This window comes from Microbacterium soli, from assembly GCF_039539005.1.
GTDB classification, from domain to species: Bacteria; Actinomycetota; Actinomycetes; order Actinomycetales; family Microbacteriaceae; genus Microbacterium; species Microbacterium soli.
The window spans coordinates 305,997-331,365 of the sequence record NZ_BAABCP010000002.1 but is presented as its reverse complement, the minus strand read 5'-3'; the positions used below and the strand labels follow the sequence as shown (position 1 = coordinate 331,365).

Genomic DNA, 25,369 nt, shown 5'->3' with positions numbered 1-25,369 from the left:
CGTGGACGACGTCGTAGAGTTCGTGATCTTCGACCAGTCGGACGGGTTCAAGCGGCGGCTGGTGGCGTTGGAGTCGACGGCGGAGATCCCCGCGAACGGTGTCCCGTGGGCGGAGTTCACCCTCGATGATGACCATGAGGCGTTGCCGGCGATCAGCGTGGAGGGTGCGCGGTGCGCGTACAGGTTCCGTGGCGTCGAGTGGTTCCGGGGCCGGGTCGCGACGATGCAGGGGACCGGTCCTGTGGGGCAGACGACCGTCCGTGTGGAGGGCGACTTCCGGAAGCTGTGGGACTGGCAGGGGTGGCCGAAACCCACCGCTGCGGTCACTGGGCAGGACGTCGATTATGCCCGCTACACGGGCACTTCGGAGGATGTGTTCAAGGCGGCCCTGGCGGCGAACTTCACCCGTTTGGGCGTGCCGTGGACGGTCGCACCGTCGCAGGGGCGGGGGAGTGCGGCGAGGGCGGAGTTTCGGTTCCACCCGCTCGCGGAGAAGACACTCCCCGCCCTGGATGCGGACGACCTGATCGTCACCATCACCTACAGTCCCGACCCGGTCGTGGACGTGCGGGCTGCCGTGGTTGTTCCGGGGCTTCTGTCGGATCTGACGGGTGTGCTCGAGAACTACGACTGGTCCCGCACCGCGCCCGCCACCACACGGGTGGTGGTCGGCGGTGAAGGTGAGAAGGAGAACCGCCGGCTGTACCAGAAGATCGACGCGGCGCTCGAGGCGTCCTGGGGCGACATTGTGGAGACGTTCAAGGACTCCCGCATGTCTGACGAGGGCGCGGACCTGTCGATTGACGCGGACGAGACGCTCGCCGAGGGTGCACCGACAGCGAGCGTGTCTATGTCGCTGCTCGAGTCGGAACGGTTCCGGTTCGGGAGCACGTTCCTGGCCGGTGACCGGGTGCGGGTGGTCGTCGGCCCGCTGGATGTGACGGAGCGGATCACGCTCGTCAAGGTGACTGAGTCGCCGGGTGAGGGCGTGCTGGTGACCCCGGTGTTGGGGTCGGTGGATGACTCCCCGGACGCGGAGATCGGTGTGCAGGTCGCTGGGCTTGCACGTGGCTTGAGAGACGCTGGGAGGCGCTGATGATCACTTCGACGGGCTTCGAGGGCACGGTCGACTATGCGGAGTGGGCGACGCTCACCTCGCACATGGGCGCCCAGTACGGTGTCACCGGCAAGGACAGCTTCGCGGTATCGGCCGGGTCGGGTGACCGGGTGGTGAGTGTGCAGCCGGGCACGGCGGCGGGGCAGGGCATCCTGGACACGTCGGATGCGGTCGAGTCGCTGACGGGTGCCCCTGTCGCGTCGGGGAACCGGTGGGATCTGGTGGCGCTGCGGCGGGACTGGTCCACGTCGACGTCCACACTGGTGCTGATCCAGGGCGGGTCGTCGGCGTCGATCCCGGCCCGGTCGACATCGCCTGGGGTGGAGGATGATCAGCCGATCGCGCTGGTGCGGTTCTCGGCTGGGCAGACGGGCGTGCAGGAGGTCATCGACCTGCGGGTCTGGCACGGTGACGGCGGGTTGGCCGCACGGCACCCGCTGGTGCGCGACTACCTGACCAGGATCGGCACCCGCATCTGGATCAACGGTGTCACCTGGGTGATCGGGTTCGACGCGTCCGGGAACCAGACCTGGGTGCCTGACAGCGTGTATGTGGGGTCCACGCAGCCGCCGGTGGCGGAGAACCTCGTCTGGGTGAAGAAGCCGTAGGGGGTGGGTCGTGGCGACGAACAGGATCACTAGCAGCCAGGGCCCGTCTCCGTACGCGACGTTCTACCTCGACTGTGACATTGCGCAGACGGACACCACGAACCGGCGGTGGCTGCTGCGCGCCTACCTGCGCATGTCGAAGGCCTCCGGGTCGTCATATGGTGGCGGCGGGTATCAGACGGTGCGGGGCAACAACGCGGAGAAGGGCCGATTCACGCGGGACCCGTTCCTGCCGTCCGGGATCACGGGCTGGAACGAGGGCCCGTACGACTTCTGGGTGAACGCGAACGATGACGGCTACTGGGCTGGCACGTCAACGACCTACCCGCTGCGCATGGAACTGTCCTATGGGAACGTCCAGACCCTGCCGTCCGGGTCGATCACGATCCCGAAGATGCCGGCGAAGAACATCCCCCCGGGGAAGACCCCGGAACCTTCCGTGTCGGCGGTCACCGCGTCGTCGGTGTACCTGACCTGGTCGGCACCGTCCGCGGGGACGGCGGCGATCAGCGGGTACGACGTGCAGTGGAACACGTCGGCGTCGGAGTCGGGGGCGACCACCCAGTCGCAGGGCACGACACGGTCGAAGAGCATCAGCGGTCTGACGGCAGACACCGGCTACTTCTTCCGGGTGCGGGCGAAGTCGTCTGCGGGGACGGGTGCGTGGTCCGATTGGGCGGACGCTCGCACCCTGCCCGGTGTGCGGGTCGGTAAGGGCGGCCAGTTTGTGACCGGGGCCGCATCGGTCGGCAAGGCCGGGCAGTTCCCGGCGGCGCAGGTTTTCGTCGGCAAGGGCGGCGCGTTCGTGTCGCCAGCATAAGAGGAGCATCATGGTCGAGTTTCAGGACTACTTCGGCACCCCGATCGCATACGACCCCACCCAGGACCGCCTCGTCGCCGGTGCCGTGTTCACGGTCCACGCGGTCGACGACAAGAGCATGTCCACCCCGCTGGCCGTGTTCGAGCCGGGGTCTGGTGCGGCGATCACCGAGCTGCGTTCGTCGAGCGTGGGTGTGCTGCCCGACTTCCGTGTCGCCGGTGACCCGCCGCAGGTGCTGATCAAGTCGGGCACCTTCGTGACCTCGCTCACGTCCGTGTACGGGGCGGTGCTGCAGGCCGGCCTGGGGCCGGAGCAGGTGCAGGCTGCGATCGACGCGGGGACCGTGGCATCAGACGCCGCTGGACTCGCGACGACCGCCGCTGATGAGGCGACTGCGGCCGCAGCGGCAGCGCAGGCGGTGGGCGACACGAACGACTCCATCATGGCCGAAGTGGCGTCCGACCAGACCTCGGCGTTCTCCTCGCAGCTGTCCGCGACGTTCGTGGCGCGTGGGGAGAACTGGATCGACCCTCGCGACTTCGGGGCAAAGCTCGATGGGGTCGCCGACGACACCGCTGCGATGAACGCGGCGCTCGCGCACGCCGAGTCGGTCGTCACCGGGTACCGGAAGAACTACTGGTCTGGGAATGAGGGGGGTCCATGGCCGGATCTGCCGCTGCACCCCAGCGTGTACATCCCTCAGGGCACGCTCCGGGTCACCTCGACGATCGACGTCCCTGAGCGGGTGACGATCGTGATGGGCGCGAACGCAGTTATCAAGGCGGGTGCGGTGATCGCCGGGCCTGTGGTCCGCGCGCCGAATCTGGAAGAGCGCACCCAGTACCACACGGTCATCGTGGGTGAAGCCGAATCGGCCATGATCGACTGTGCGGGCCTCGCGGATGTCGGCGTGTACGTCCCGTACGCGATCGCCGCCCGGGTTGGGAATCTGACCGTTCGTGACTTCCGCGCGAACGGTGGCGGGTTCTGGTTCGGACGCGATAGCACGGCCGGTGCTGACCGTTCCTGGGAGATCATGTCTTGGAACTTGAACACCTGGAAGACCCGGAACACTGGCCCTGGCGAAGGCCAGCCGGCGGACGGGTCGGTCGGTGTCTGGTACCGCAGCGTCTCTGATTCCCACTTCCACAAGGCGCTCATCAACGGGGCTGCGACTGGTGTGCGCGTAGACGGCGAGAACAACGACATCGCATTCGTGCACGTGTGGAACACGGCAGATCAGCCTCTGGCTATCGCCTTCCAGGGCGGGCACCGCAACCGGTGGTCCCACTGCTTCGCGGATTCCGCCACACAGGCCGGGTTCGACTTCTCCAACGTGCTGTGCTCCGGAACGGTCATGGTCGCCTGCCACGTGCTCGGCGGGTATCCCTCCGATGGCACGTGTGTGGGAGTGAAGGTGCCTTCCGGGCAGACGTTCGTCGCGATCGGGACGACGATGAAAGGCGGACCGACGACCCGCCTCGCGAAGGCGTTCGAGGGCGACACGTCGCAGGCAACGATCTTCGGGTCTTACCTGTCGAGGTCCACAATCATCGACCAGACCTCTTTTGTCGAGTCGTTCGGGCAGTGGGAAGCGGTCACTCACATGCACGGCTTAGGGTACGACGTCGTAGAGGGCACTAAGCCTGCCTGGCCGTCAGGGTTCCGTGGGGTTCGGATCACCGGGCCGGTAGGCTCTCCGCTGTCGTCAGGGCTGTTGCTTGGGGGCGAAGACCCTACGCAGTACACCCTCCCTCCATCTACCCGCAGAATCGCCTGGTTCACCCCATCCAGCATCTCCGCAGCTCCAACCGGAGTGGCTGTGGGGCTCTACGCCAGGGGAGACGGGACTATGGCGGTCGCCAACAAGGACGGCATCCACCAGGTTCTGCAGCACCGGCGCAACAAGGTCGCCACGGGGAACATCACAGTGGGTGTCCTCGACGAGACGGTCTTGTGCGACGGCACGTTCACTGTCACCCTTCCGGCCCCGGCGACCCTGGGCGGTATCCCTCACACGATCCGTGTCCTCAACCGTGGCACCGGTGTGATCACTATCGCTACGGCTGGCGGGTCTGTGAAGGGCAAGACGTCGGTCTCGGCCGATGAGTGGGCCGAAGTACTCAACGACGGCGCGAACTGGTACTCGAGGTAGGTCAGTAGCCGCTGTCACGGATGACCCTGGCGGGGGCGCCGGCAACGGTGACTCCGCCAGGGAAGTCGTCTCCGACGACGCTGTTCGCGCCGACTGCGATGTGGTCGCCCAGGGTGATAGCCCCGTAGAGCACCGCACCGGGGCCGAGCCATGCGTCGTCTCCGATGACCGGGGCTGCGTCCTTGACGCTCCCGATGGTCACGTTCTGGTGGATGCGGCACCCTGCACCGATCCGTGTGTGCGGGTTGACGACGATCCCGCCCGGGTGGGCGATGCTCAACCCAGGGCCGAAGCATCCCGGGTGGATGCTCACCCCGATGACCTCACCGAGCCGACGCAGACGGACGACGCTGATCTTCGCCCACACTCGGCCCAGCAGTGTCCGCCGGTGCGCGAGGCGGTACTCCGTGAGTCTCAGTAGCCGTTCGAAGTATGCGGTGCGGTCCGTCACGCGGAAGTACCAGCGGTAGCGGGGAATCCCGAGCGCCTGAAGATCTGCTTGAAGGTACTGCGAAAGGTCACCCCTTGTGGCTATCGGCATGCCCGAAGCATATCGACGCACCCCACCCTGATTTCAGCCCCGCCATGTGTGGGGCTTTCTCGTACCCCAGGAATGGAGGCCCGACATGGCCCGATATCCGAACGGGCGTATCCCGTCGAGCATGCTCGTCACGGTCGGCCCGGAACAGGTGTTGACCCGGGCGACGGCGGCACGCTGGGCGGCGATGGTGAAGGAAGGGAAACGCCGACACGGGGTGACCCTCCGCATATCCAGCGGGGCGAACGGGTACCGCACCATCCAGAACCAGCAACAGGCTCGTGACTACTGGTGCGCCCGGGGGAACTGTGGGATGGCCGCATGGCCGGGCACGTCCTCGCACGGCGGGGAGTACAAGGGCCGCGACTGTCTCGCGATCGACGTCGCCAACTGGTCGGCCATCGGCTGGTCGAACTTCACCCGCCTATGCAAGGACTACGGGTTCCAGGCCGGGTATTTCGACGGCAACGGGAAGCCATACGAGCCCTGGCACATCATCGACTGGTCCCCGTACAGCATGCCCGCCACGGCAGGCAACGCAAGACCTATCAGCACTGATCCGGGAGACCCGGAGGAAGAAGACGACGACATGGCACGCAACGTGATCTACAAGACCACCGACCCGAAGTACAAGTTCCGTGCGGCGGTCACCAACGACGTCTCCGGGCTGTGGGTCGAGTTCGTGGACAACCAGGCCGGGACCATGAACGAACTCGCCCGCGCCTACCAGACCGGGGATGCGATCGAGGTCACCCCGTCCATGTTCGCCGCGGCACGTGACGCCGCCGCCGCAGTACGGCCCCGCTGATGCTCATCGTGGCAATCATTGTCGGCGGGCTCGCGGTCATCCTCGCCGGAATCCAGTTGCAGGCCGAGATCCGGGGGCACCTATGACAGAAGGCATCATCGTCGCGATCATCGGCGGGGCGGTCACCATCGTCGGCGGGCTCGTCATGTGGTGGCTGCGGCAACTCTCCCAAGAGATCGCCGCCCAGAAAACCCGCATCGAGAAGTTGGAGCACCGGGACAAACTCTCCTGGCTGTACATCCGGCGTCTCATCGACCACGCCTACCGTCACGGCGCGGTCCCCCTACCTGAACCACCTGCCGGGTGGCTCGAAGACGAATAGGAGACACCATGTCTACCCCCACACCTGACCAGCTCGGGTCCATCATCACCAGTGCACGGGCACGCAGAACCATTTACGCCGTGTACGTGCTGGGAATCATCATCATCGGTGCGGTGCAGGTTGGGTTCGCCGCCGCGCAGGTCGGTCAACCCGACTGGCTGACCGTGGCACTCGCTGTCGCTGCATACCTTGGCGTCCCTGTCGGTGGACTCGCCGCCGCAAACGCTGTCACTGTTAGTGCGCCGTCGCGTGACCAGATCCTCGCAGACTTCGCGCAACTCGACCTGGACGAGCAGAACGCCGACATTCAGGCCGCAATCGCCCGCGTCAACCACTAGACCCACCACACGCGTTCTGGCGCGATAAAACCCCCACCATGCCCAATGAGGCGTGGTGGGGGTTTTCGTGCGTTGTAGGCGATCCTGTGGCCGGTACCGGGATCGAACCGGTGACCTTCTCCGTGTAAAGGAGCTGCGCTACCGCTGCGCCAACCGGCCACCCGAGAGCCTACTACGCCGCCCGGCGACCCGAATGCTGAGGGATAGGCCGCGACGGTAGGGCGATGATCCCGGCGGTCTTCATCCGGTCCGACACGCGCGTGTAGATCTGCGTGGTGGAAAGATCCTCGTGCGTCATCAGCTCCTGCACGACCCTGATGTCGACGCCGTGCTCGACAAGCTCGGTCCCGAAACTGTGCCGTAGGGAGTGCGGTGTCAGGTGCGGGTCGGTGATCCCGGCACGCAGCTTCGCCTTCGTGATCAGGCCCGTCACCGAAGACGGCTGCATGTGCCTGGTCGGGTCCTTCCTCGCGGGGAACCACCACGAGTGTGGGGGCATCGATGCGGACAGTTCCGCGATCACCGGATGGAGCGGCAGCCGGCGTTCCTTCCTGCCCTTCCCGATCGTGACGATCGTCATCGAGAGCAGGTCGAGGTCGTCGCCGTGGACGCGTGCGATCTGTGACACGCGGAACCCTTGACGGTAACCGAGGAGGATCATCGCCCGCGTGCGCTTGTAGGCGCCGCTCGTGAGCATCGCATCCACCTGGTCGGGGGTGAAGGGGCGAGCCTCACCGCGCGGCACCTGGATCATCGGCAGCCGCGTGGACGGGTCGTCATCCCGCAGGCCCTCCTCTTGCAGGAAGCGGTAGAAGGCACGGATCGCGACCCGGTAGGTTCGCTTCGTGGCTTTCGAGATCCCCTCCTGTCCCATGAAGCGGCGCAGTGAGAACACGTCTGCTTCATGAAGCGTGGACGGGAGAGTCTTCGCGAGGCTGGTCAACACTGACCGGCGGTTCCGGATCGTGTTCTCGGACAAGTCCTGCGACCGCTGGTACTCGGTGAAAAGGGTCAGCAAATCGTCATTACTGTGCATGGTGACTCCAAGAAGGTGGGCGCCGGCTTCGGGTGATCGGCGCCTGATGCATCCGAACGTATATATCGGTTCGGATGCTGGTCGATGACCGACCCGCCCAGATTCCGCCCTACGAATGAGTGCGAGTCGTTCACGCGGCGGCGAGCGCGGCATGCGCTAAATGGCGGTGAGCGAGCACGGCTTCGGTGGCCGCTTCGGACTCCGCGAGCGTCGGCCTGTTGTCGCGGTCCTTCGCAAGCTCGGTAGCGAACTCGCGCGCGATGTCGATGCGGCCTCTCATGACCCAGTAGGCGATCCTCTCGTTGAGCACCTTGGTCGTGTCGATGGTGGGCATTATGCGGCCTTTCCGGTCCGACGCTGGCGGGCCTCACTGAGAGATACGATGGGGCTCGTGAAGCGCCCGGACTTCACCGTGGATGTCGTCGGTTCGAACCCGGCAGGGCCCACCGCCGCTCCGAGCGCGCCGTCAGCACTGCCGCGCGGGCCACATCCGCCGGGGCAGCTCGAAGAGCAGGCTCACCGGCATCCGTCGCCCCAAGAGCGCGAACACGGTCGCGATGCCGACGGTCGCGACGAAGATCACCGGGAGGCCGAGCGCGGCGCTCGTGATCCCCGCCTTCAGGGCCAGCCACCCCAGTGCCGCGAAGACGGGGTAGTGCGCGACGTAGTAGATGAGCGAATACTGGCCCACGAAGCGCACCGGCGCCAGCCAGCGAGCATCCGGGGCGATGGCCGTCAGCCGCACGAGGATCATGATCCCGAGCATGGCAGGCAACGCCGAGAGCGGTTCGTACCACAGCGGCTGGACTAGACCGGAGTACAGCGCGACGGCGATGGGGATGACCGAGAGCCCGGCCGCCAGCGGCACGCTCAGGCGGGATGCGTAATGGTCCCAGTGCTTCTCGATGAACGCGCCGAGGAAGAAGAACGGCATGAGGTAGAAGAACCGCTGCAACAGCTCGAGCTCGGCGGGGATGACGAACATGAGTACGAACGGCACCGCGACCAGTATCCACACCGGCACCCATCGCATCAGCAGCGCGAGGATGTAGTACGCGAAGATGAACTGCATGAACCACAGGTAGGTGTTCCAGAATCCCAGTTCCCAGGGCATGTACTCGCCCTGCCCGACGATGCGCTCGGAGACGGCGTAGATCACCGTCCACACGATGATGGGCCACACGATGCGGCGCACCTTGCCCCACACGTACTTGCCCGTCGGTGCATGCAGGGAGCCGGCGACCAGCAGGCCGGAGAGGAACATCAGCATCGGCATCCGGTACGGCGCGAAGAACGAGCTGAGGAACTCGAAGAAGCCCGGCACCTCACCGATGCGGTAGACGACGATCTGCGTGCTGTGATGCAGGATCACCAGGAGGATCGACAGGCCCCGAAGAAGATCCATCCAGCCGATGCGGCGGTCGTGTCGGTCCAGCGCCCGACTGATGTCGACGCCGTCGCGTCGAGCTGCGGCGGAGCGTCGTGCCCCGGCGCGTGTGGCGGGCCCCGTGGACGGTGCGGATTCGGTGTGCTCGGGCATCCGGGTCAGTATACGAGAGGGTCCCGAGCGGAACCGGAGGGGCGTCGGCGCGGTCGCCGCGGGATCCAGCACGACACGCGCTCACGGTACGCCTCGTAGGAGCTGCCGAACCGTGCGACGAGATCCTCCTCCTCCCACGGCCGGATGAGGTCGTTCCACACCAGCGAGCCGCACAGCGCGTACACGACGACGAGCCACGACCCGCACACGAGGCCCACCGCCACGCCCTGGGCGATGCCGGCCACGGCCATCGGGTTGCGCACCAGCCGGTACGGTCCGCTCACCACGAGCAGACGCGCGGTGGCGATCGGCAGCGGGGTGCCGTCGCCGCGGCCCGCCATTGCGACCGCCGCCCACAGGCCGAGCGCCGAGGCGGCGATCAGCAGCACGATCCCGACGATCGTCACGGCGGTCGGGAACGAGAGGCGCAGCCCCCAGCGCAGCTCGAGGAGAGCGATCACGGCGGGGAGGATGACGAGACAGACACCCCAGAACACCACGATCTGCGCACCTGTGCGCAGCAGGTGCGTGCGGGCGGGCGCGGATTCCGCCTCCCTGGCCCGGAACGGACCGATCAGCAGCCACTCCGAGGGGATCCTGTTCAGGTGGATCAGCAGCAGTGCGCCCACGGAGCACACCGATGCCGCGATCATGAGCACCGCGCCCCATCCGGCCAGTCCCGACGCCGTCGCATACAGGGCGGTCGCGGCCGTCGCGAGAACGGTCCACCCGGCCGCCACCCCGGTGGCGAAGCGGACGCGGCACGCGGCGAGAGCGGAGGCGATCACGAACAGCGGCACATCGAGCACGGCGACCGTTCCCACGGGGAGAGCGCCGAGGGTCGAGAAGCGGATGCCGGGGGAGAGCGCCACGCCCGCCCACCAGAACGCTCCCGCAGCAGCCTGCACAGCGAAGTACGCCCGCCCCCATCGGGCATTCAGCCGTGCGGTGAGGGTCACATCTCCTCGTGGGTGGCGGGGTTCCCGTCGAAGAGCCTACCGTCCGGGCGTCCCAGGGCGGTGATCGCCTCGACCTCGGCCGGGTCCAGCACGACCGATGCCGCGGCGAGGTTCTCGCGCTGGTGCTCCGCGGAGGACGCCTTCGGGATCGACACGACGCCCCGTGCGACGTGCCAGGCGATCACGACCTGCGCGGGGGTGATGCCGTGCGCGGCGGCGGTCCGGGTGATGACCGGCTCCTGCAGAACCTCCCGGGCGCGTCCCAGCGGGCTCCACGCGACGGTGAGGATGCCGCGCTCGGCGTGCAGGGCGAGGGCCTCCTCCTGCGGGAAGTACGGATGCACCTCGATCTGGTTGACGGCGGGACGGACACCCGTCTCGCCCTCGATGCGATCCAGGTGCTCGGCCAGGAAGTTGGAGACGCCGATCTGACGCACGGTGCCGCGCTGCTGCGCCTGGACGAGCGCCTCCCATGCCTCGACGTACCGGTCCACGCTCGGATTCGGCCAGTGGATCAGGTGCAGGCCGGTCGCCGGGGCGCCGAGCCGGAATCTGCTCTCCTCGATGCTCGTGCGCGCCTTCGCCGAGGAATGGTGCCGTCCGGGGATCTTCGTCGTCACGATGAGATCACCGGCGTCGATCCCGGATGCCGCCGCACCGGCGCCGACCGCCCCCTCGTTCTCGTAGTTGACAGCCGAATCGATGAGTCGGTATCCCAACCGGATGCCCTCGGCGACGGCTTTCGCGCCCGCTTCTCCGTGCAGACGGTACGTCCCCAGACCGATGGGCGGCAGGGTGAAGCCGTTGTGCGCTGTGAAGCGGATGGAATCGGTCGCGGAATCGGTCATGGCTCTCCTCGTTGCGGTCCTCCGACAAGCCTACGCGGCGACGCCTGCGACGATGGGAGCATGCAGCCCATCGCCTCGCCGGATGGCGACAGCCGGTGCCCGTGCACGAGCGGTGACGTGTTCGGCTCCTGCTGCCGCCCTGTCCTCACCACCGGTATCGCCCCGACCGCGCAGCGCCTGATGCGCTCCCGGTTCACGGCTTTCGCTCTGGGGGATGCCGCGCACCTGCTGCGCACCTGGCACCCCACGACGAGGCCCGCCGTGCTCGACCCGGACGGCGGGATCGAATGGCGCAGGCTGGATGTCCTGGACGTTCGGCGCGGCGGGCCGTTCGATGTCGAGGGGATCGTCGAGTTCGTGGCGCTGTACCGGCAGGACGGCGTGCGCGGGACTCTCCACGAGCGGAGCAGATTCCTGCGGGAGGGTCGGGCCTGGTTGTACGTCGACGGCGTCATCGTCAACCAGTAGGTTGGAGAGCGTGAAAGCCTCTCCCGAGAACCAGCGCACCCTGCTCGCGATCGCCGACCTCGATCGTCGGATTCAGCAGGCCGAGCGCGCTCGCACGCAGCCCCCTCAGGGCGCGCGGATCAATGAGCTCGCTGATGCGCGAAAGCAGCAGCTGAACGAGCTGACCGTGCTGGCGGGGGCCCTGGACGATGCACGGGCCGAGCTCGGCCGGGTGGAATCCGATGTGGCGCTGGCGACGCAGCGGCGCGACCGCGACGCGGAGCGCCTGACGTCCTCGACCGACCCGAAGCAGGCCCAGGCTCTGGAGAACGAGATCGATGCCCTGAGTCGACGGATCGACATGCTCGAAGACACGCAGCTGGAGGTCATGGCACGGGTCGAGGACGCGCAGTCCGCCGTCGACACGCAGCAGGCGCTGATCGACCAGACGCAGGCCGAGGGCGCCGCGTTGACGGCCCGGGCGAAGGCGGAGATGGCTGCCGCCGCAGAGGAGAGCACACGTCTCGCACGCGACCGGGCTGCGCTGGCCGGGACGGTCGCGGCGGAGCTGCTCGTCGAGTTCGAGAGGCGCTCGGCGCGCGACGGGATCGGCGTGGGACTGCTGCGCGCCGGCGTGTGCGAGGGATGCCGGATGGTGCTGCCCGGCACCGATCTGACGCGGATCCGCAAAGCCGCGCCCGATGATGTCGTCTCGTGCCCGGAGTGCGGTGCGATCCTCGTGCGCACGGAGGAGTCCGGGCTGTGACCGGCACCCGGAGCATCGTCGTCGCGCCATGACGCCGCCGGAGCCGCCTCCGCATGCCGTCGTCGGGCGTGCGGGGGATGGGCGGGGCTGGTCGATCGCACGGGTCGAGGATCCCGACGCGGACATCGTCGCGGAGCATGTCCCGGACGACGTGCTGGCAGTGCGCATTCGCGACCTCGAGGAGCGGTATGCGCCGCGCTGGATCGTGCGGAGTCTGCGCAGCTTCTATCCGCCGCTGCTCGAGCGAGGCATCCGGCTGCGTCGGGCGTGGGATCTCCTGCTGTGTCATGCGATCCTTCGTGACACCGACGCTCTGGACACGCCGCTGACGGCATCCGCCTCCTGGATGCGTGCCGATGCGATCCCTGAGGCGGGGGAGCAGCCCGGGCTGTTCGACGTGGTGCCGGCCGACGGCCGGCACGGTGACGGGTTCGACGACGCGGTCGCGCAGTGGCGCGCCCAGCGTGCCGCGCTCCGGCGCGCTCGCGATGGGCGACTCGCGCTGCTGTGCACGGCGGAGTCGACCGGGGCCCTGGTCGCCGAGGAGATGACGGCGGCCGGTGTGCCGTGGAGCAGGCGCATCCATGAGCGCATCCTCGAGGAGGAGCTCGGCCCCCGTCCGCTGCGCGGGGCGCGGCCGGCGAGGATGGCGGAGCTGGCGACGCTGATCGCCGCGCACCTGAACGACGAGTCCGTGAACGTGGACAGCCCGCCCCGGCTGCTGCGCGCGCTGCACCGTGTCGGCGTGTTCGTCGAGTCCACCTCCAAGCGGAGTCTTGCGGAGGTCGATCACCCCGTCATCGCGCCCCTGCTGGAGTACAAGCGGCTCGCGCGGCTGCACGCCGCCAACGGGTGGGCGTGGCTGGACGACTGGGTGCACGGCGACCGGTTCCGTCCGGTGTATCTGACCGGCGGGGTCGTCACGGGACGATGGGCGTCGTCCGGGGGCGGGGCGCTGCAGATCCCGCGGCTGCTGCGCGCCGCCGTCCACGCCGATCCGGGATGGACCCTCGTGAGCGCCGACGTGGCGCAGCTGGAGCCGCGGGTGCTGGCCGCGATGGCGCGGGATGACGCGATGGCGGATGCCGCGCGCGGCGCCGACCTGTACGAGGGCGTCGTGCGGTCGGGAGCGGTCGCCACCCGACGGGAGGCGAAGTACGCGGTGCTCGGTGCGATGTACGGGGCGACGACGGGGGAGAGCGGCCGGCTCGCACCCCGCCTGCGTTCGGTATTCCCTCGGGCCATGGGACTCGTCGACGCCGCCGCGCGCGTCGGAGAGGCCGGTGGGGTCGTCAGCACACTGCTGGGGCGCAGTTCTCCCCGCCCCGCTTCGTCACGGGTGGACGGCGCGCCGCGGGACGGCTCGCAGAGCATCGGGGAGGGGACGCCGGGCGACGAGTCTCGGGCCCGTGCGCGGGACCGAGGGCGATTCACGCGGAACTTCATCGTGCAGGGCACCGCGGCCGAGTGGGCGCTGGTGTGGCTCGCCGAGATCCGGCACCGGCTGATGGCGCTGCCGCCCGCATCCGTCCCCGCCCCGGCCTCGGGACCCGTGTTCGCGACACGACCGCATCTGTCGCTCTTCCTGCATGACGAGGTGGTCGTGCACTGCCCGGCCGAGCAGGCCGATGCCGTCGCGCAGATCGTGCGCGACGCGGCCGCGGCGGCGACCGCACGCCTGTTCCCCGGATTCGCCGTCGACGTGCCGCTGGATGTGCATATCGGCGACGATGCGGGGAAGTGACGCGACGGCGGTAGACTCGGCACACGAGCGGGTCGGCCGGACGGTCGCGTGGCGCGAGAGCGCACCGAGGAACGTCCGGGCTCCGCAGGGCAGGGCGGTGGGCAACACCCACCCGGAGTGATCCGCGAGACAGTGCCACAGAGAGAAGACCGCCGCCGCCTCCGGGCGGCGGTAAGGGTGAAAGGGTGGTGTAAGAGACCACCGGGGGACATGGTGACATGCCCCGCCAGGTAAACCTCGCCCGGAGCAAGACCAGACAGAGGATGTTGACGCGGCCCGCCGAGTCCTCGGGTAGGTCGCTGGAGCGGCACGGCAACGTGCCGCCGAGAGAGATGGCCGTCAAGGGAGCGCAGGCTCCTGAACAGAACCCGGCGTACAGGCCGGCCCGCTCGCCTCAGCCCTCCTGACCAGGTGTTCCCCGGTCAGGAGGGCTTTGTGGCGGGTGTCCGGCGTCGCGGTGACGGACTTGTGCCGGAGCCGGCTCTGAACGGTCCTCACCCACTCACCGCAGGGCTCTGCCGAAGGTGCGGCACGATGGTGACTCTTCCGGCACGGTTCCACCCCGGGAGTCGCACCGTCATGGACTCGGAGGGAGCGTCGACAGGCCGCCGCCCGAGATCGGACGGGCTCAGGAGCGCAGTGCGCGTCCCCAGGGCTCGGCCGGATCGTGGATCGCGACGGCGAGCGTCGTGTCCGACTGTCCGTAGTAGGCGAACCACTTCCCGTGGAACTTCACCAGGCCCTCCACGAACGTGACGTTCGAGACCAGACCGTTGAAGTCCTCGAACGTCTGCGGACGCAGCCACGGCTCCTGCAGACGGGCGATGACCTTCGTCGGGTCGTCGGGGTCGATGGCGATCTGGCCGCAGCGGTAGTCGACATCCACCGAACCGTCCGCGTTCACGGTCCTCGTCGCGCCGTTGGTGAGCATCACGAGCAGGCCGTTGTCGGTGAGGACCGGCGAGGTGCCGATCTCCACCAGCGACTCATCCCACGTGCCCGGCGTCGGCGAGTACATCGGCTCGGTGTCCGGCGTGCCCGGCGTCCAGTGGATGAGATCGTCGCTGGTGGCCCAGTAGATGCCGCCCTCGCCGAAGTACATCCACCACTTGCCGTGCAGCCGCACGGGAACGATGACGCCCGCCTTCGACCAGTTGAATCCGCGCGGATCCATGGTCTTGAACGTGTCGAAGTCGTCGAACAGCGGGCCGTGGCGGGTCCAGGTGCGCAGATCCGTCGAGGTCGCGAGGCACAGCTGCGCGCTGTGCCGGTCCCACCCGGTGTAGGTGAGGTAGTAGGTCCCGTCGATCTTCGCGATGCGCGGGTCCTCGACGCCGAAGCGCTCATAGTCCTCCTCGGGCGAGAAGATCGGGGCATCCTCCCGGGTGAAGTTCACCCCGTCGCCGGAGCGGGCCAGACCGATGTGCGAGACGATGTCGTCGGCGTGGGCGCGATACAGCAGCAGCACCTCGTCGCCCTCCACGAGGGCGGCGGGGTTGTAGAGGTTGGCGGATTCCCAGCTGTCGCCGCGCGGTCGCAGGATCGGGTTGTTCTCATACGGCGTGAACGGGCCGAGGGGGAAGGATGCACCGGTGAACATGCAGGCGCCTTTCGTGTTTTCAGGGGTGGATCAGCCCTTGACCGCAGCACCGAGATCGGTGGCGGTGAAGAACCGTTGGAAGACGATGAACAGCACGACCACGGGCAGCGCGAGCGCCGTCGCACCGGCGAGGATCGCGCCGTTCGGGTTCGCGGTGGACTGCGCCACATTCGAGATGTAGTTCGCCAGCGAGACCGCCAGCGGCTGCAGCGCGGCATCCTTGGTGATCAGGAACGGCCACAGGAACTCGTTCCACGGGCCGATGAACGTGATCAGCACGACCGTGACCAGAACCGGGCGGATCAGGGGCACCGCGACCGACACGAGCAGGCGGATCTCGCCGGCGCCGTCGATGCGCGCGGCCTCGAAGATCTCGTTCGGCAGCGCCTTGAAGAACTGCAGGAAGATGAACACCGCCGTGGTGTTGATCACGAACGGGAGGATCATGCCCAGATACGAGTCGCCCAGACCGTAGCCGCTCGTGATCTGCACGTACAGCGGGATCATCAGCAACTGGAACGGCACCATCTGCACGAGCAGCATGAGGACCCAGAGCACACCGCGGCCGCGGAAGCTCATCCGCGCTATGGCGTATCCGGCCAGCATCCCGAACACCACAGTGCCCAGCAGCACGCCGACGGTGAAGATCAGCGAGTTCAGCAGGGAGCCGAACAGGTCGATGCGCGAGTCGATGTTCGCGAAGTTGTCGAACGTCCAGCCACCGACCGGGAACAGGCGGTCGGGCGAGTTCGTCGGGTTCTGCTGGAACGCGCCGACGATCATGAAGTAGAACGGGAACACGAACGCCAGCGCGGCGATCGTGAGGGCGACCGCGCTCAGCACGCGCGGCAGTCTTCTGCGGGTGCGCATCATCGCTCCTGGGTTGCTCGGTTGGCGATCAGCGACAGGGCGCCGACGATGATGACGAGGATCATGCCGATCGCGGATGCCGTGTCGGGGTTCTGCTGCTGGATGCCCTGCTGATAGATCAGCAGCACGGGCGTCACGGAGGCGCCGTCCGGACCGCCGCCGTTGGTGAGCAGGTAGGGCTCGGTGAACAGGTTCGCTCCGGTGATGATCGAGAGGATCAGAACGAGTGCGGTCGCGTTGCGGACGCCGGGCACGGTGACGTTCATGAAGCGGGCGAACGCACCGGCGCCGTCCGTCTCGGCGGACTCGTACAGCTCTTTGGGCACGTTCTGCAGGGCCGCGAGGTACAGCAGGATGTAGAAGCCGAGCTGTTTCCAGGTCACGTAGAGCGCGATCATCGGCATGGCCAGGCCGCTGTTGACCAGCCATGACGGATCGGGGGCCAGCGGCCCCAGGAGGCTGTTGATCAGACCACCGCTGGAGAACAGCAGCATCCAGACACCGACCAGCGAGACGCTGGCGGTCAGGTACGGGACGTAGAACGCGACCCGGTAGGCCGCCACCCAGCGGATGCCGGTGTTCAGCGCGGCTGCGAGGACCAGCGAGAGCACGACGGTCAGCGGCACGTTGATGACGAGGAACACGAGGGTGTTGCGGAAGGCGCCGAGCACCTTCGGATCCGTGAGCACCTCGACGAAGTTGTCGAAGCCGACGAACGGCCGGTCGACCTGCACGCCCGGAGCGGTGAAGAAATAGTCGTGGAACGCGATGTAGATCGCGAAGAGCAGCGGGTAGGCGAAGATCGCGATGATGAAGATGAAGTACGGCAGGGCGAAAAGCCCGCCGAGCGGCTGCGCCCCGAGAATCCGGGTGCGCAGCCGCGTGCGGTTGGTCATCGGTTCACTCCGCGACGATGCCGTCGACCTTCTCGGCCGCGTTGCTGAGGAAGTCGGCGGTGGACTCCTTGCCGAAGATCACGGCCGCCGAGTACTCATCGCGGAACGCCTGCCAGGCCTCCACCGAGTTCGGGATGCTGGGGACGTCGGCGACGCGCTCCGCCTGGTCGGCGAAGGCGACGTAGTCCGGGTTGGCGGCGAAGTAATCCGCGTACGTGTCGACGAGGTCGGTGCGCATCGGCATCTGGCCGGTCGCCTCCAACAGCGCGCCGTCGTTCTCCTCACTCGTGGAGAACTTCAGGAAGTCCCACGCCGTGCCCTTGTTCTCGCATGTGGTGAACATCGAGACGCTCTTCGAGTCCGCGAAGGTGATGGGGGCGTCGCGGCCGTCGGACGTGGGGACCGGCATGAACCCGACGTTCACACTGTCGGCGTAGGAGGGGATCGCCCACGGACCGGCCAGCTGCATCGCCGTGGTGCCGGCGGACATCGCATCGTCGGTGGACTTCTCGTTCGGAGCGAGCTTCTCCTTGTAGACGGTGGCCCAGAAATCGGCGACTTTCGCGCCGGCGTCCGAATCGAACGTCGCCGCACCGTCCTCGACGAGGAGGGTTCCGTCGGTCTCAGCCAGGTAGAACGGGTAGAAGTCGAACCACGGCTGGAAGAACTCGCTGGTCGGCGCGGGCCAGATCGCGCTGTCCACACCCGAGTCCACGATCGCCCGGGCACCGTCGAGGAAGGCGTCGTAGGTGTTCATCTTCGGGTCGTCCGGATCGAGCCCGGCCTTGGCGAAGAGATCCTTGTTGTACATGACCATGACCGGGTTCGATTTCCACGGCAGCTGGTAGAACGACCCGTCGGTCTGGTACGACGAGACATCGCCGCCGCGAGCGGTGATGTAGTCGGTTCCACCGTCCATGGTGCTCAAATCGACGAGACCGCCCTGCTTGACCCAGCCGGAGACCGCGGCGGGGGCGATGTTGTAGACCAGGCACGGCGCGGTCCCGGCGGTGATGGCAGCCGTGATGGCCTCCTCCGAGGAGGATGCGGCCGGGATCTCCTGCGCCGTCACCTGCTGATCGGGGTGCTCGTCGTTCCAGGCGGCGACGACCGACTTGCCCCAGGCGAGCTCCTGCTCGTTGTTGGAGAGCCAGATCGTGATGTCACCGGTGCCGTCGGCGGAACTGGTGTCGGCCCCTCCCGACGAACAGCCCGCGAGGGCAGCCGTTGCCAGCAGCGTCACCGCTCCGAAGGCAGCGGTGGTGCGGATCCTCTTCATGATTTCCTCCTTGATGCGTCAGGGTTCGCGGGTGCCGAGGTGCTCGCCCTGAAGTGCACGACATTGCAGTCGATGAGCTCGGTCCTCGGCCGCGCGCCGAGGATGTCGGCGCGAAGCAGTCTGGCGGCGGCGCGACCGCGCGCCGCCGGATCGGATGACACGCTCGTCAGCGCGGGTGACATGTGTGCGGCGAGGTGGTCGTCGTCGAAGCCGGCGATCGCCAGCTCGCGGGGCACGGCCACGCCCTGCGACCGCGCGTAGGACAGTCCGGCGATGGCCATCGTGTCGTTGGAGTAGACGATGGCGGTCGGCGGTTGCGGCAGAGCGAGCAGCTCTGCGGTGCGGTCCCGGCCGCTGCCTGCCGTGAAGTCGCCCTCGCGGAGCAGCGAAGCGTCGCCGATCGCGTCGACGTAGGCATCCGCTCTGGCCTTGGAGTGCACGTAGTCCAGCGGGCCCGACACGTGGGCGATCCTCGTGTGGCCCTGTTCGTGCAGGTGTGCGATGATCTCGCGGACGGGGGCGCCGTCGTCGGTGCGCACGCAGGAGAAGTCGTGCTCCTGGTCGTAGGCGCCGACGATCACGGTGGGCACGCCGAGCTCCGTGAGCAACGGGACCCGCCAGTCTTCGACGCGCAGATCCAGCAGGATCGCACCGTCGGCGCGACCGTGCGACATGGCCCGGTACGCGCGTTCCTCGGCATCACGGTCGGCGACGACCTGCAGCAGAAGCGCAGTGTCCGTCTCGGCGAGCACTGATTCGACGCCGGCGATGAAAGCGGGGAAGAAGGAGTCGTTGGCGATGACCTGCGGATCCCGCGCGAGGACGACACCGACGGCGTTCGCGCGGCTGGTCGCCAACGAGCGCGCGCTCTGGCTGGGAACCCAGTTCAGCCGCTCGACGGCCGCGAGCACGCGCGCCCTGGTCGCCTCGGAGACCGGTCGGTTGCCGCTGAGGGCATGCGAGACCGTGGCCTTGGTGACGCCCGCTTCACGAGCGACATCGGCGATCGTCGGACGGGACATCGCACCTCCTGCGACCGGTGCATCGGATCTGTTGAACCGGTTTGAGCCTTAAGAATAAACCGGTTTGATCACGGTGTCAAAACAGCCGGGCCGCGGCGTCCCGTCTCCGATATCCGGTCGCCCGAACGGCGGACGCGGAAGGGGCCCGCTCAGTTTCTCGAACGGGCCCCTTCCGCGTCGGTGCGACGACCGCTGCTTAGTCCGCGGCCAGGGAGGCCGCGCCGATGATCCCGGAGGCGTTGCGGTGCACCGCTGCGACGATGGGGGTCTTCAGCTCCAGCAGGGGAAGGAATTTCTCCGGATGCTTGGAGACCCCGCCGCCGACGACGAACAGGTCCGGGCTGAAGAGGAACTCGACATGGCTGTAGAACTCCTGCAGACGCGCGGACCAGTCCTCCCAGGACAGGTCCTCGCGGTCCATCGCCGAGTACGCCGTCCAGCGTTCTATGGATTCGCCCTTGCGGTTGAGATGACCGAGCTCGGTGTTGGGGATCAGCACACCGTCGTACAGGAAGGCCGATCCGATGCCGGTGCCGAGCGTGGTGAGGATGGTCAGTCCCCTGGCATCCCTCGCCGCACCGTGGCGGGCCTCGGCGACGCCGGCCGCGTCCGCGTCGTTGACGAACGCGATGTGACGGCCCAGCCCGTCCTCGAAGAACTTCTCCGCCTCGAAGTCCACCCAGTCCTTGGCGACGTTCGCGGCGGACAGAGTCCTGCCGTGCTTGACGATCGCGGGGAAGGCCACACCGAGGGGCAGCTCGGAATCGGTCACGCCGAGGGTGCCCAGCACCTCCCGCACGGTATCCAGCACATCCGCCGGGCGAGCACCCTTCGGCGTGTCCACCCGGATGCGCTCGGAGTCGAGCGTGCCGTGCTCGAGGTTGACGATTGCTGCCTTGATGCCGGTGCCGCCGATGTCGACGCCGATTGCCTGCTGTGCCATGCGGAATAGCCTATCCAGGTCCCCATGCACGATTAGGATCGTGACAGATCGCGACGAAGGAGCGAGCATGTCCGACGGTGACGGGAAGTACTGGTTCAACCTCAGCACCCGAGAGGTGGAGTTCGGCATGCAGTCGCCGGCGGTGGATCGCGTCGGACCGTTCGACAGCGCCGAGGAGGCGGCGAATGCTCCGGAGCTGCTGCGCGAGCGCTCGCGCGCGTGGGCCGCCGATGATGCCGCAGAGGACTCCTGGGGCGCGCAGAGCACACCGAAGAGCGGAGACGAGGAGTGAGCATGGACAAGCAGCGCGACTTCGTTCTGCGCACCATCGAGGAGCGCGGCGTGAAGTTCGTCCGCCTCTGGTTCACGGACGTCATCGGCACGCTCAAGTCCGTCGCGATCGCTCCGGCCGAGGTGGAGGGGGCCTTCGCAGAGGGCATCGGCTTCGACGGGTCGGCGATCGAGGGTCTGACCCGCACGTTCGAATCCGACCTGCTCGCGCGTCCGGACCCGTCGACGTTCCAGATCCTGCCGTGGCGGGGCGAGGTCGATCCCACCGCGCGCATGTTCTGCGATCTGACCACGCCGGACGGGCGCCCCGCGGTGTCGGACCCGCGCAATGTCCTCCGCCGTGCACTCGCGAAGGCGGCGGACGCCGGATTCACGTTCTACACGCATCCCGAGATCGAGTTCTATCTGCTCAAGTCCGCGCAGTTCGGTGCGGACGGGCCCGTGCCGGTGGACTCCGCGGGCTACTTCGACAACGTCCCCGGCGGCACCGCGCACGACTTCCGCCGCAGCGCCGTGCGGATGCTGGAGGACCTCGGCATCTCCGTGGAGTACAGCCACCACGAAGGCGGCCCGGGCCAGAACGAGATCGACCTGCGGTACGCCGACGCCCTCACCATGGCGGACAACATCATGACCTTCCGCACGGTCGTCAAGGAGGTGGCGATCGAGCAGGGCGTCTACGCGACGTTCATGCCCAAGCCACTGAACAACCACCCCGGCAGCGGCATGCACACGCACCTGTCGCTGTTCGAGGGAGATGTGAACGCGTTCTTCGAGGCGGGCGCCGAGTACCAGCTGTCCCTCACCGGGCGGAGGTTCATCGCGGGCCTGCTTCGTCATGCCAACGAGATCGCCGCCGTGACCAATCAGTTCGTGAACTCCTACAAGAGGCTGTGGGGCGGCGACGAGGCGCCCAGCTTCGTGACCTGGGGGCACGCCAACCGTTCCGCCCTCGTGCGTGTGCCGATGTACAAGCCCAACAAGGGCCAGTCGACCCGCATCGAATACCGCGCGCTGGACTCCGCCGCCAACCCGTATCTCGCATACGCGCTCATGCTGGCAGCGGGTCTGAAGGGCATCGAGGAGGAGTACGAGCTGCCGCCGGAGGCCGAGGACAACGTGTGGTCGCTCAGCGACTCGGAGCGTCGCGCGCTGGGCTATGCCCCGTTGCCGGCGAGCCTGGACCACGCCCTGGAGTACATGCAGGACTCGGAGCTGGTCGCCGAGACCCTCGGGGAGCAGGTGTTCAACTACGTGCTGCTGAACAAGCGCAAGGACTGGGAGGCGTATCGCGGTCAGGTCACGCCGTTCGAGCTGCAGAACGATCTCGGGCTGCTCTGAGCGGCGGCCATGGCACGACCTGAAGCGTCCGTCTCGCTGTCGGCGCTGGCCCGGCTCGGCTTCGTCGAGCTGACGGCCGCGTCGGCGGCGCTGACCGAGCTGTCCGCACTGACCGGCATGGAGCGCTCCGACCTGGTCACCGGTCCGGCTCCGGCGGATCCGGACGGCGCGCTCGCCGGACTCCTGCGCATCGCCCGCCGGGACACCGCGCGCGTGCAGGCCGTGATGCAGGATCCGGATGCCCGCGTCGCGGCGTGGCGCGTGCTGGGCGTCTCCTCGGGACTCGCGGACTTCTTCGCCCGCAGACCTGACCAGTTCGAAGCGGCGGCCCTGCTGCGCACCGACGTGCCGACTCCGCAGGAGCTCGTGGCGCGTCTGCAGGCATCCGTCGACGCCGTGGAGGGCTTCGCCCGCGCAGCGCGTCCGGAGACGGCGCTGCGGGTCGCATACCGGAGATGCCTGGCCGAGATCGTCGCCGCCGATACGGCGTCCGCCGAGCCCGCAGCGGCGATCGACGCCGTTTCCGCAGCACTGGCCGATGCGGCGGCGGCGGCACTGGAGGCCGCCCTCGCCGTCGCACGCACCGCGGTGGCGGAGGCCTCCGGCAACCGGGACGAGGTCGTCGCCACCCGACTGGCGATCATCGGCATGGGCAAGGCCGGGGCGCGCGAGCTGAACTACGTCAGCGACGTCGACGTGATCTTCGTGGCCGGCAGCTCCGACGAGGACGTGCTCGGCGAACCCCGCGCCATCGACATCGCCACCCGGCTCGCTCGCGAGACCATGCGGGTGCTCTCCGGCATCGACGCCGAACCGCCGCTGTGGGAGGTGGACGCCGCCCTGCGGCCGGAGGGGAAGCAGGGCGCGCTGGTGCGCTCCCTCGCCTCGCACGTCGCCTACTACGACCGCTGGGCGAAGAGCTGGGAGTTCCAGGCGCTGCTCAAGGCGCATCCGATCGCCGGGGACGCGGAGCTCGGAGCCGCGTACATCGAGGCCGTGCAGCCGAAGGTGTGGCACAGCGCCGAGCGGGAGGACTTCGTCGAGAGCGTGCAGGCCATGCGCGAGCGCGTCACCGACAACATCCCCGCGGAGGACATCCCGTACCAGCTCAAGCTCGGGCCCGGTGGTCTGCGCGACATCGAGTTCACCGTGCAGCTGCTGCAGCTCGTCCACGGGGTCGACGACGGGAGCCTGCGCACCCGCGGCACCCTGACCTCGCTGGACGCCCTCGTGGCGGGCGGCTACATCGGACGCGCGGAGGGCGCGGCGTTCGCCGAGCAGTACCGCACCCTCAGGCTGCTCGAGCATCGACTGCAGTTGCACGAGCTCACCCGGACCCACCTCATGCCGCGCGACGCGGACGGGCTGCGGCGTCTCGCCCGCGCGACCGGGCTGGCTGAATCCGCCACCGCGCTGCAGACGCTGTGGGATGAGCTGCGGCGTGATGTGCGGGAGCAGCACGTGCGCCTGTTCTACCGTCCCCTGCTCGCCGCCGTCGCCTCGTTGCCGGCGGAGGAGCGCGTGCTCACCGCAGGCCAGGCGGAGTCCCGACTGGCGGCCATCGGCTTCCGCGACCCGGCGGGTGCGCTGCAGCACATCGCCGCCCTGACCTCCGGTCTCAGCCGCAAGTCCACCATCCAGCGGCATCTCATGCCGGTCATGCTGCGGTGGTTCGCCGAGGGCACCGACCCCGACTACGGCCTCGTCTCGTTCCGGCGCATCAGCGAGCGGCTCGGCGACACCCACTGGTTCCTGAGGATGCTGCGGGACTCCTCGGGGGCAGCGGAACGGCTCACGCGCGTGCTGTCGAGCTCGCGGTACGTCGGTGAGCTGATGGAGTGGATCCCGGAGTCCGTTGCATGGCTGGACAGCCAGAGCTCACTGCGGCCGCGAGGAGCGTCGGCCCTCGACGAGGAGGCGCGCGCCATCCAGACCAGGCACACCACGACCGGGGCCGCACTGCGCGCCGTCCGCGCGCTGCGACGCAGGGAACTGCTGCGCACCGCGATGGGAGCCGTGCTCGACCACATCGGGGTGGATGAGATGGCTCGGGCGCTCACCGACATCACCGACGCCGCGATCCAGGCGGCGCTGCGCGCGGTCCGCCGCGAGGTCGTCGCCCCCGAGGACGACGCACTGGATTTCTCGATCATCGCGATGGGTCGATTCGGCGGTGCGGAGCTGGGCTTCGGCTCGGATGCCGATGTGCTCTTCGTCTACGACCCGAACGGCGTGGAGCCGCAGAGGGCCCATCAGCTGGCATCCCGGATCGTCGCGGGGCTCCGCGAGCATCTCACCGACCACCGCGTGCCACTGGAGCTGGACGCCGGTCTTCGGCCGGAAGGCCGCAACGGACCGATCGTGCGGACCCTGGAGGCATACACGCAGTACTACCGGCGCTGGTCGCTGTCGTGGGAGGCGCAGGCCCTGCTGCGTGCGCGGGGGGTCGCCGGCAGCGCGAAGCTCATCGGCCGATTCATGGAGCTCGCCGACGGCATCCGCTTCCCCGAGCACATCTCCGCGCAGGACGTCCGTGAGATCAAGCGCATCAAGGCCCGGGTGGAGGGGGAGAGGCTGCCGCAGGGCGCGGACCCGCGTCGGCATCTCAAGCTCGGACCCGGCACGCTCAGCGATGTCGAGTGGATGGTGCAGGTGCTGCAGCTGCAGCACGGGCACAGGGTGCCCGATCTGCGCACAACCTCCACGCTGCAGGCTCTGGACGCCGCAGTGCTCGCGGACCTGCTGCCCGCGACGTCCGCGGAGCGGCTGCGCGAGGCATGGGTGCTCTCCAGCAGGCTGCGCTCGGCCATGACGCTGCTGACGGGGCGCACCCGTGACGTGCTGCCGACGGATCATCGTGAACTCGATGGCGTGGGCAGGCTGCTGGGGTATCCGGACAGAGGGGCGGTGCTGCTGGAGGAGGACTACCTGCGGATCACACGACGTGCCCGCCGGGTCTTCGAGAAGCAGTTCTACGGCTGACGCGCGGGAGCAGGGACAGGGCCCGTCGTCGCGAGCACGCGCCGTTCCCCTCCCTCGCAACGGGAGGCGCCTTCATACCCTCCCCGTCCTCGGCGCTCG

25 protein-coding genes, 1 tRNA gene and 1 other RNA gene are annotated in these 25,369 nt (G+C 68.1%); 14 read left to right on the top strand and 13 right to left on the bottom strand.

The annotated features are described in order from the left end of the window. The first annotated feature begins 1 nt into the window (after position 1). The 4 genes from ABD770_RS13705 (at position 2) to ABD770_RS13690 (ending at position 4,700) form a co-directional block, all read left to right on the top strand. Positions 2-1,096, top strand: a complete 1,095-nt coding sequence (locus ABD770_RS13705; protein WP_344820230.1) for a Gp37-like protein — start codon at positions 2-4, stop codon at positions 1,094-1,096. After that, positions 1,096-1,725, top strand: a complete 630-nt coding sequence (locus ABD770_RS13700; RefSeq protein WP_344820229.1) for a hypothetical protein — start codon at positions 1,096-1,098, stop codon at positions 1,723-1,725. The genes ABD770_RS13705 and ABD770_RS13700 overlap by 1 nt, the downstream gene beginning before the upstream one ends. A 10-nt stretch (positions 1,726-1,735) precedes the next feature. After that, on the top strand, positions 1,736-2,545 hold the full coding sequence (locus ABD770_RS13695) for a fibronectin type III domain-containing protein (RefSeq protein ID WP_344820228.1): 810 nt from the start codon (positions 1,736-1,738) through the stop codon (positions 2,543-2,545). A gap of 118 nt (positions 2,546-2,663) precedes the next feature. Then, positions 2,664-4,700, top strand: a complete 2,037-nt coding sequence (locus ABD770_RS13690) for a glycosyl hydrolase family 28-related protein (RefSeq protein ID WP_344820227.1) — start codon at positions 2,664-2,666, stop codon at positions 4,698-4,700. 1 nt (position 4,701) lies between these two features. Here the strand turns inward: ABD770_RS13690 and ABD770_RS13685 are convergent, their stop codons facing one another. Further along, the gene (locus tag ABD770_RS13685; protein ID WP_344820226.1) at positions 4,702-5,241 is read right to left on the bottom strand and encodes a serine O-acetyltransferase; all 540 of its coding nucleotides are present in this window, start codon (positions 5,239-5,241) and stop codon (positions 4,702-4,704) included. An 85-nt stretch (positions 5,242-5,326) separates the two neighbouring features. Here ABD770_RS13685 and ABD770_RS13680 point away from each other — a divergent pair, with 85 nt between their 5' ends. The 3 genes from ABD770_RS13680 to ABD770_RS13670 all read left to right on the top strand — a co-directional run bounded on the left by ABD770_RS13680 (position 5,327) and on the right by ABD770_RS13670 (position 6,706). Then, entirely contained in the window at positions 5,327-6,046 is a 720-nt protein-coding gene (locus tag ABD770_RS13680; RefSeq protein WP_344820225.1) for a M15 family metallopeptidase domain-containing protein, read from the top strand. A gap of 82 nt (positions 6,047-6,128) precedes the next feature. After that, a complete protein-coding gene (locus ABD770_RS13675) occupies positions 6,129-6,368 on the top strand; it encodes a hypothetical protein (RefSeq protein ID WP_344820224.1) in 240 nt (79 codons plus the stop codon). Positions 6,369-6,376: 8 nt separating this feature from the next. Beyond that, positions 6,377-6,706: a hypothetical protein gene (locus ABD770_RS13670; RefSeq protein WP_344820223.1), complete on the top strand. Its 330-nt coding sequence runs from the start codon at positions 6,377-6,379 to the stop codon at positions 6,704-6,706. A gap of 87 nt (positions 6,707-6,793) precedes the next feature. Here the strand turns inward: ABD770_RS13670 and ABD770_RS13665 are convergent. The 6 genes from ABD770_RS13665 to ABD770_RS13640 all read right to left on the bottom strand — a co-directional run bounded on the left by ABD770_RS13665 (position 6,794) and on the right by ABD770_RS13640 (position 11,089). Further along, positions 6,794-6,865 (bottom strand) — tRNA-Val (locus tag ABD770_RS13665). A gap of 13 nt (positions 6,866-6,878) precedes the next feature. After that, positions 6,879-7,742, bottom strand: coding sequence for a tyrosine-type recombinase/integrase (locus tag ABD770_RS13660; protein WP_344820222.1), 864 nt, complete (start codon positions 7,740-7,742; stop codon positions 6,879-6,881). A 130-nt stretch (positions 7,743-7,872) separates the two neighbouring features. Continuing rightward, a complete protein-coding gene (locus ABD770_RS13655; RefSeq protein ID WP_344820221.1) occupies positions 7,873-8,076 on the bottom strand; it encodes a hypothetical protein in 204 nt (67 codons plus the stop codon). Between the two features lie 132 nt (positions 8,077-8,208). After that, positions 8,209-9,282, bottom strand: a complete 1,074-nt coding sequence (locus tag ABD770_RS13650; RefSeq protein ID WP_344820220.1) for an acyltransferase family protein — start codon at positions 9,280-9,282, stop codon at positions 8,209-8,211. Positions 9,283-9,287: 5 nt separating this feature from the next. Further along, positions 9,288-10,241 (bottom strand): methyltransferase family protein, encoded by a 954-nt coding sequence (locus tag ABD770_RS13645; protein ID WP_344820219.1) that lies wholly within the window; start codon positions 10,239-10,241, stop codon positions 9,288-9,290. Beyond that, positions 10,238-11,089 carry an aldo/keto reductase gene (locus ABD770_RS13640; protein WP_344820218.1) on the bottom strand — a complete coding sequence of 284 codons (852 nt, stop codon included), beginning with the start codon at positions 11,087-11,089 and terminating at the stop codon, positions 10,238-10,240. The genes ABD770_RS13645 and ABD770_RS13640 overlap by 4 nt, the downstream gene beginning before the upstream one ends. Positions 11,090-11,149: 60 nt before the next feature. Between ABD770_RS13640 and ABD770_RS13635 the strand changes: the two genes are divergently transcribed. The 4 genes from ABD770_RS13635 (at position 11,150) to rnpB (ending at position 14,438) form a co-directional block, all read left to right on the top strand. Next, positions 11,150-11,557: a YchJ family protein gene (locus tag ABD770_RS13635; RefSeq protein ID WP_344820217.1), complete on the top strand. Its 408-nt coding sequence runs from the start codon at positions 11,150-11,152 to the stop codon at positions 11,555-11,557. A gap of 10 nt (positions 11,558-11,567) precedes the next feature. Continuing rightward, positions 11,568-12,302, top strand: a complete 735-nt coding sequence (locus ABD770_RS13630; protein WP_344820216.1) for a zinc ribbon domain-containing protein — start codon at positions 11,568-11,570, stop codon at positions 12,300-12,302. A gap of 28 nt (positions 12,303-12,330) precedes the next feature. Beyond that, positions 12,331-14,046 carry a bifunctional 3'-5' exonuclease/DNA polymerase gene (locus tag ABD770_RS13625; RefSeq protein ID WP_344820215.1) on the top strand — a complete coding sequence of 572 codons (1,716 nt, stop codon included), beginning with the start codon at positions 12,331-12,333 and terminating at the stop codon, positions 14,044-14,046. Between the two features lie 28 nt (positions 14,047-14,074). Next, positions 14,075-14,438: RNase P RNA component class A (gene rnpB / locus ABD770_RS13620), an RNA gene on the top strand. A gap of 236 nt (positions 14,439-14,674) precedes the next feature. Here rnpB and ABD770_RS13615 read toward each other — a convergent pair. From ABD770_RS13615 to ppgK, 6 genes are all read right to left on the bottom strand, one after another. Beyond that, a complete protein-coding gene (locus ABD770_RS13615; RefSeq protein WP_344820213.1) occupies positions 14,675-15,646 on the bottom strand; it encodes a glycoside hydrolase family 130 protein in 972 nt (323 codons plus the stop codon). Positions 15,647-15,676: 30 nt separating this feature from the next. Then, a complete protein-coding gene (locus ABD770_RS13610) occupies positions 15,677-16,519 on the bottom strand; it encodes a carbohydrate ABC transporter permease (protein ID WP_344820212.1) in 843 nt (280 codons plus the stop codon). Further along, the gene (locus ABD770_RS13605; protein ID WP_344820211.1) at positions 16,516-17,412 is read right to left on the bottom strand and encodes a carbohydrate ABC transporter permease; all 897 of its coding nucleotides are present in this window, start codon (positions 17,410-17,412) and stop codon (positions 16,516-16,518) included. Before ABD770_RS13605 ends, ABD770_RS13610 begins: the two co-directional genes overlap by 4 nt. A 4-nt stretch (positions 17,413-17,416) precedes the next feature. Then, complete coding sequence (locus tag ABD770_RS13600; RefSeq protein ID WP_344820210.1) at positions 17,417-18,691, bottom strand: ABC transporter substrate-binding protein; 1,275 nt, start codon at positions 18,689-18,691, stop codon at positions 17,417-17,419. Continuing rightward, entirely contained in the window at positions 18,688-19,713 is a 1,026-nt protein-coding gene (locus ABD770_RS13595) for a LacI family DNA-binding transcriptional regulator (protein ID WP_344820208.1), read from the bottom strand. Before ABD770_RS13595 ends, ABD770_RS13600 begins: the two co-directional genes overlap by 4 nt. A 196-nt stretch (positions 19,714-19,909) precedes the next feature. Then, positions 19,910-20,656, bottom strand: coding sequence for a polyphosphate--glucose phosphotransferase (ppgK, locus tag ABD770_RS13590; RefSeq protein ID WP_344820207.1), 747 nt, complete (start codon positions 20,654-20,656; stop codon positions 19,910-19,912). A 67-nt stretch (positions 20,657-20,723) separates the two neighbouring features. On the opposite strand from ppgK, the gene ABD770_RS13585 reads away from it, so the two are divergent. From ABD770_RS13585 to ABD770_RS13575, 3 genes are read left to right on the top strand one after another with little or no spacing between them, the layout of a single operon-like run. Then, positions 20,724-20,948, top strand: a complete 225-nt coding sequence (locus ABD770_RS13585; protein ID WP_344820206.1) for an SPOR domain-containing protein — start codon at positions 20,724-20,726, stop codon at positions 20,946-20,948. A 2-nt stretch (positions 20,949-20,950) separates the two neighbouring features. Continuing rightward, positions 20,951-22,288, top strand: a complete 1,338-nt coding sequence (locus ABD770_RS13580) for a glutamine synthetase family protein (protein ID WP_344820205.1) — start codon at positions 20,951-20,953, stop codon at positions 22,286-22,288. Positions 22,289-22,297: 9 nt separating this feature from the next. Beyond that, positions 22,298-25,270, top strand: a complete 2,973-nt coding sequence (locus tag ABD770_RS13575; protein ID WP_344820204.1) for a bifunctional [glutamine synthetase] adenylyltransferase/[glutamine synthetase]-adenylyl-L-tyrosine phosphorylase — start codon at positions 22,298-22,300, stop codon at positions 25,268-25,270. Positions 25,271-25,369 lie beyond the last annotated feature (99 nt).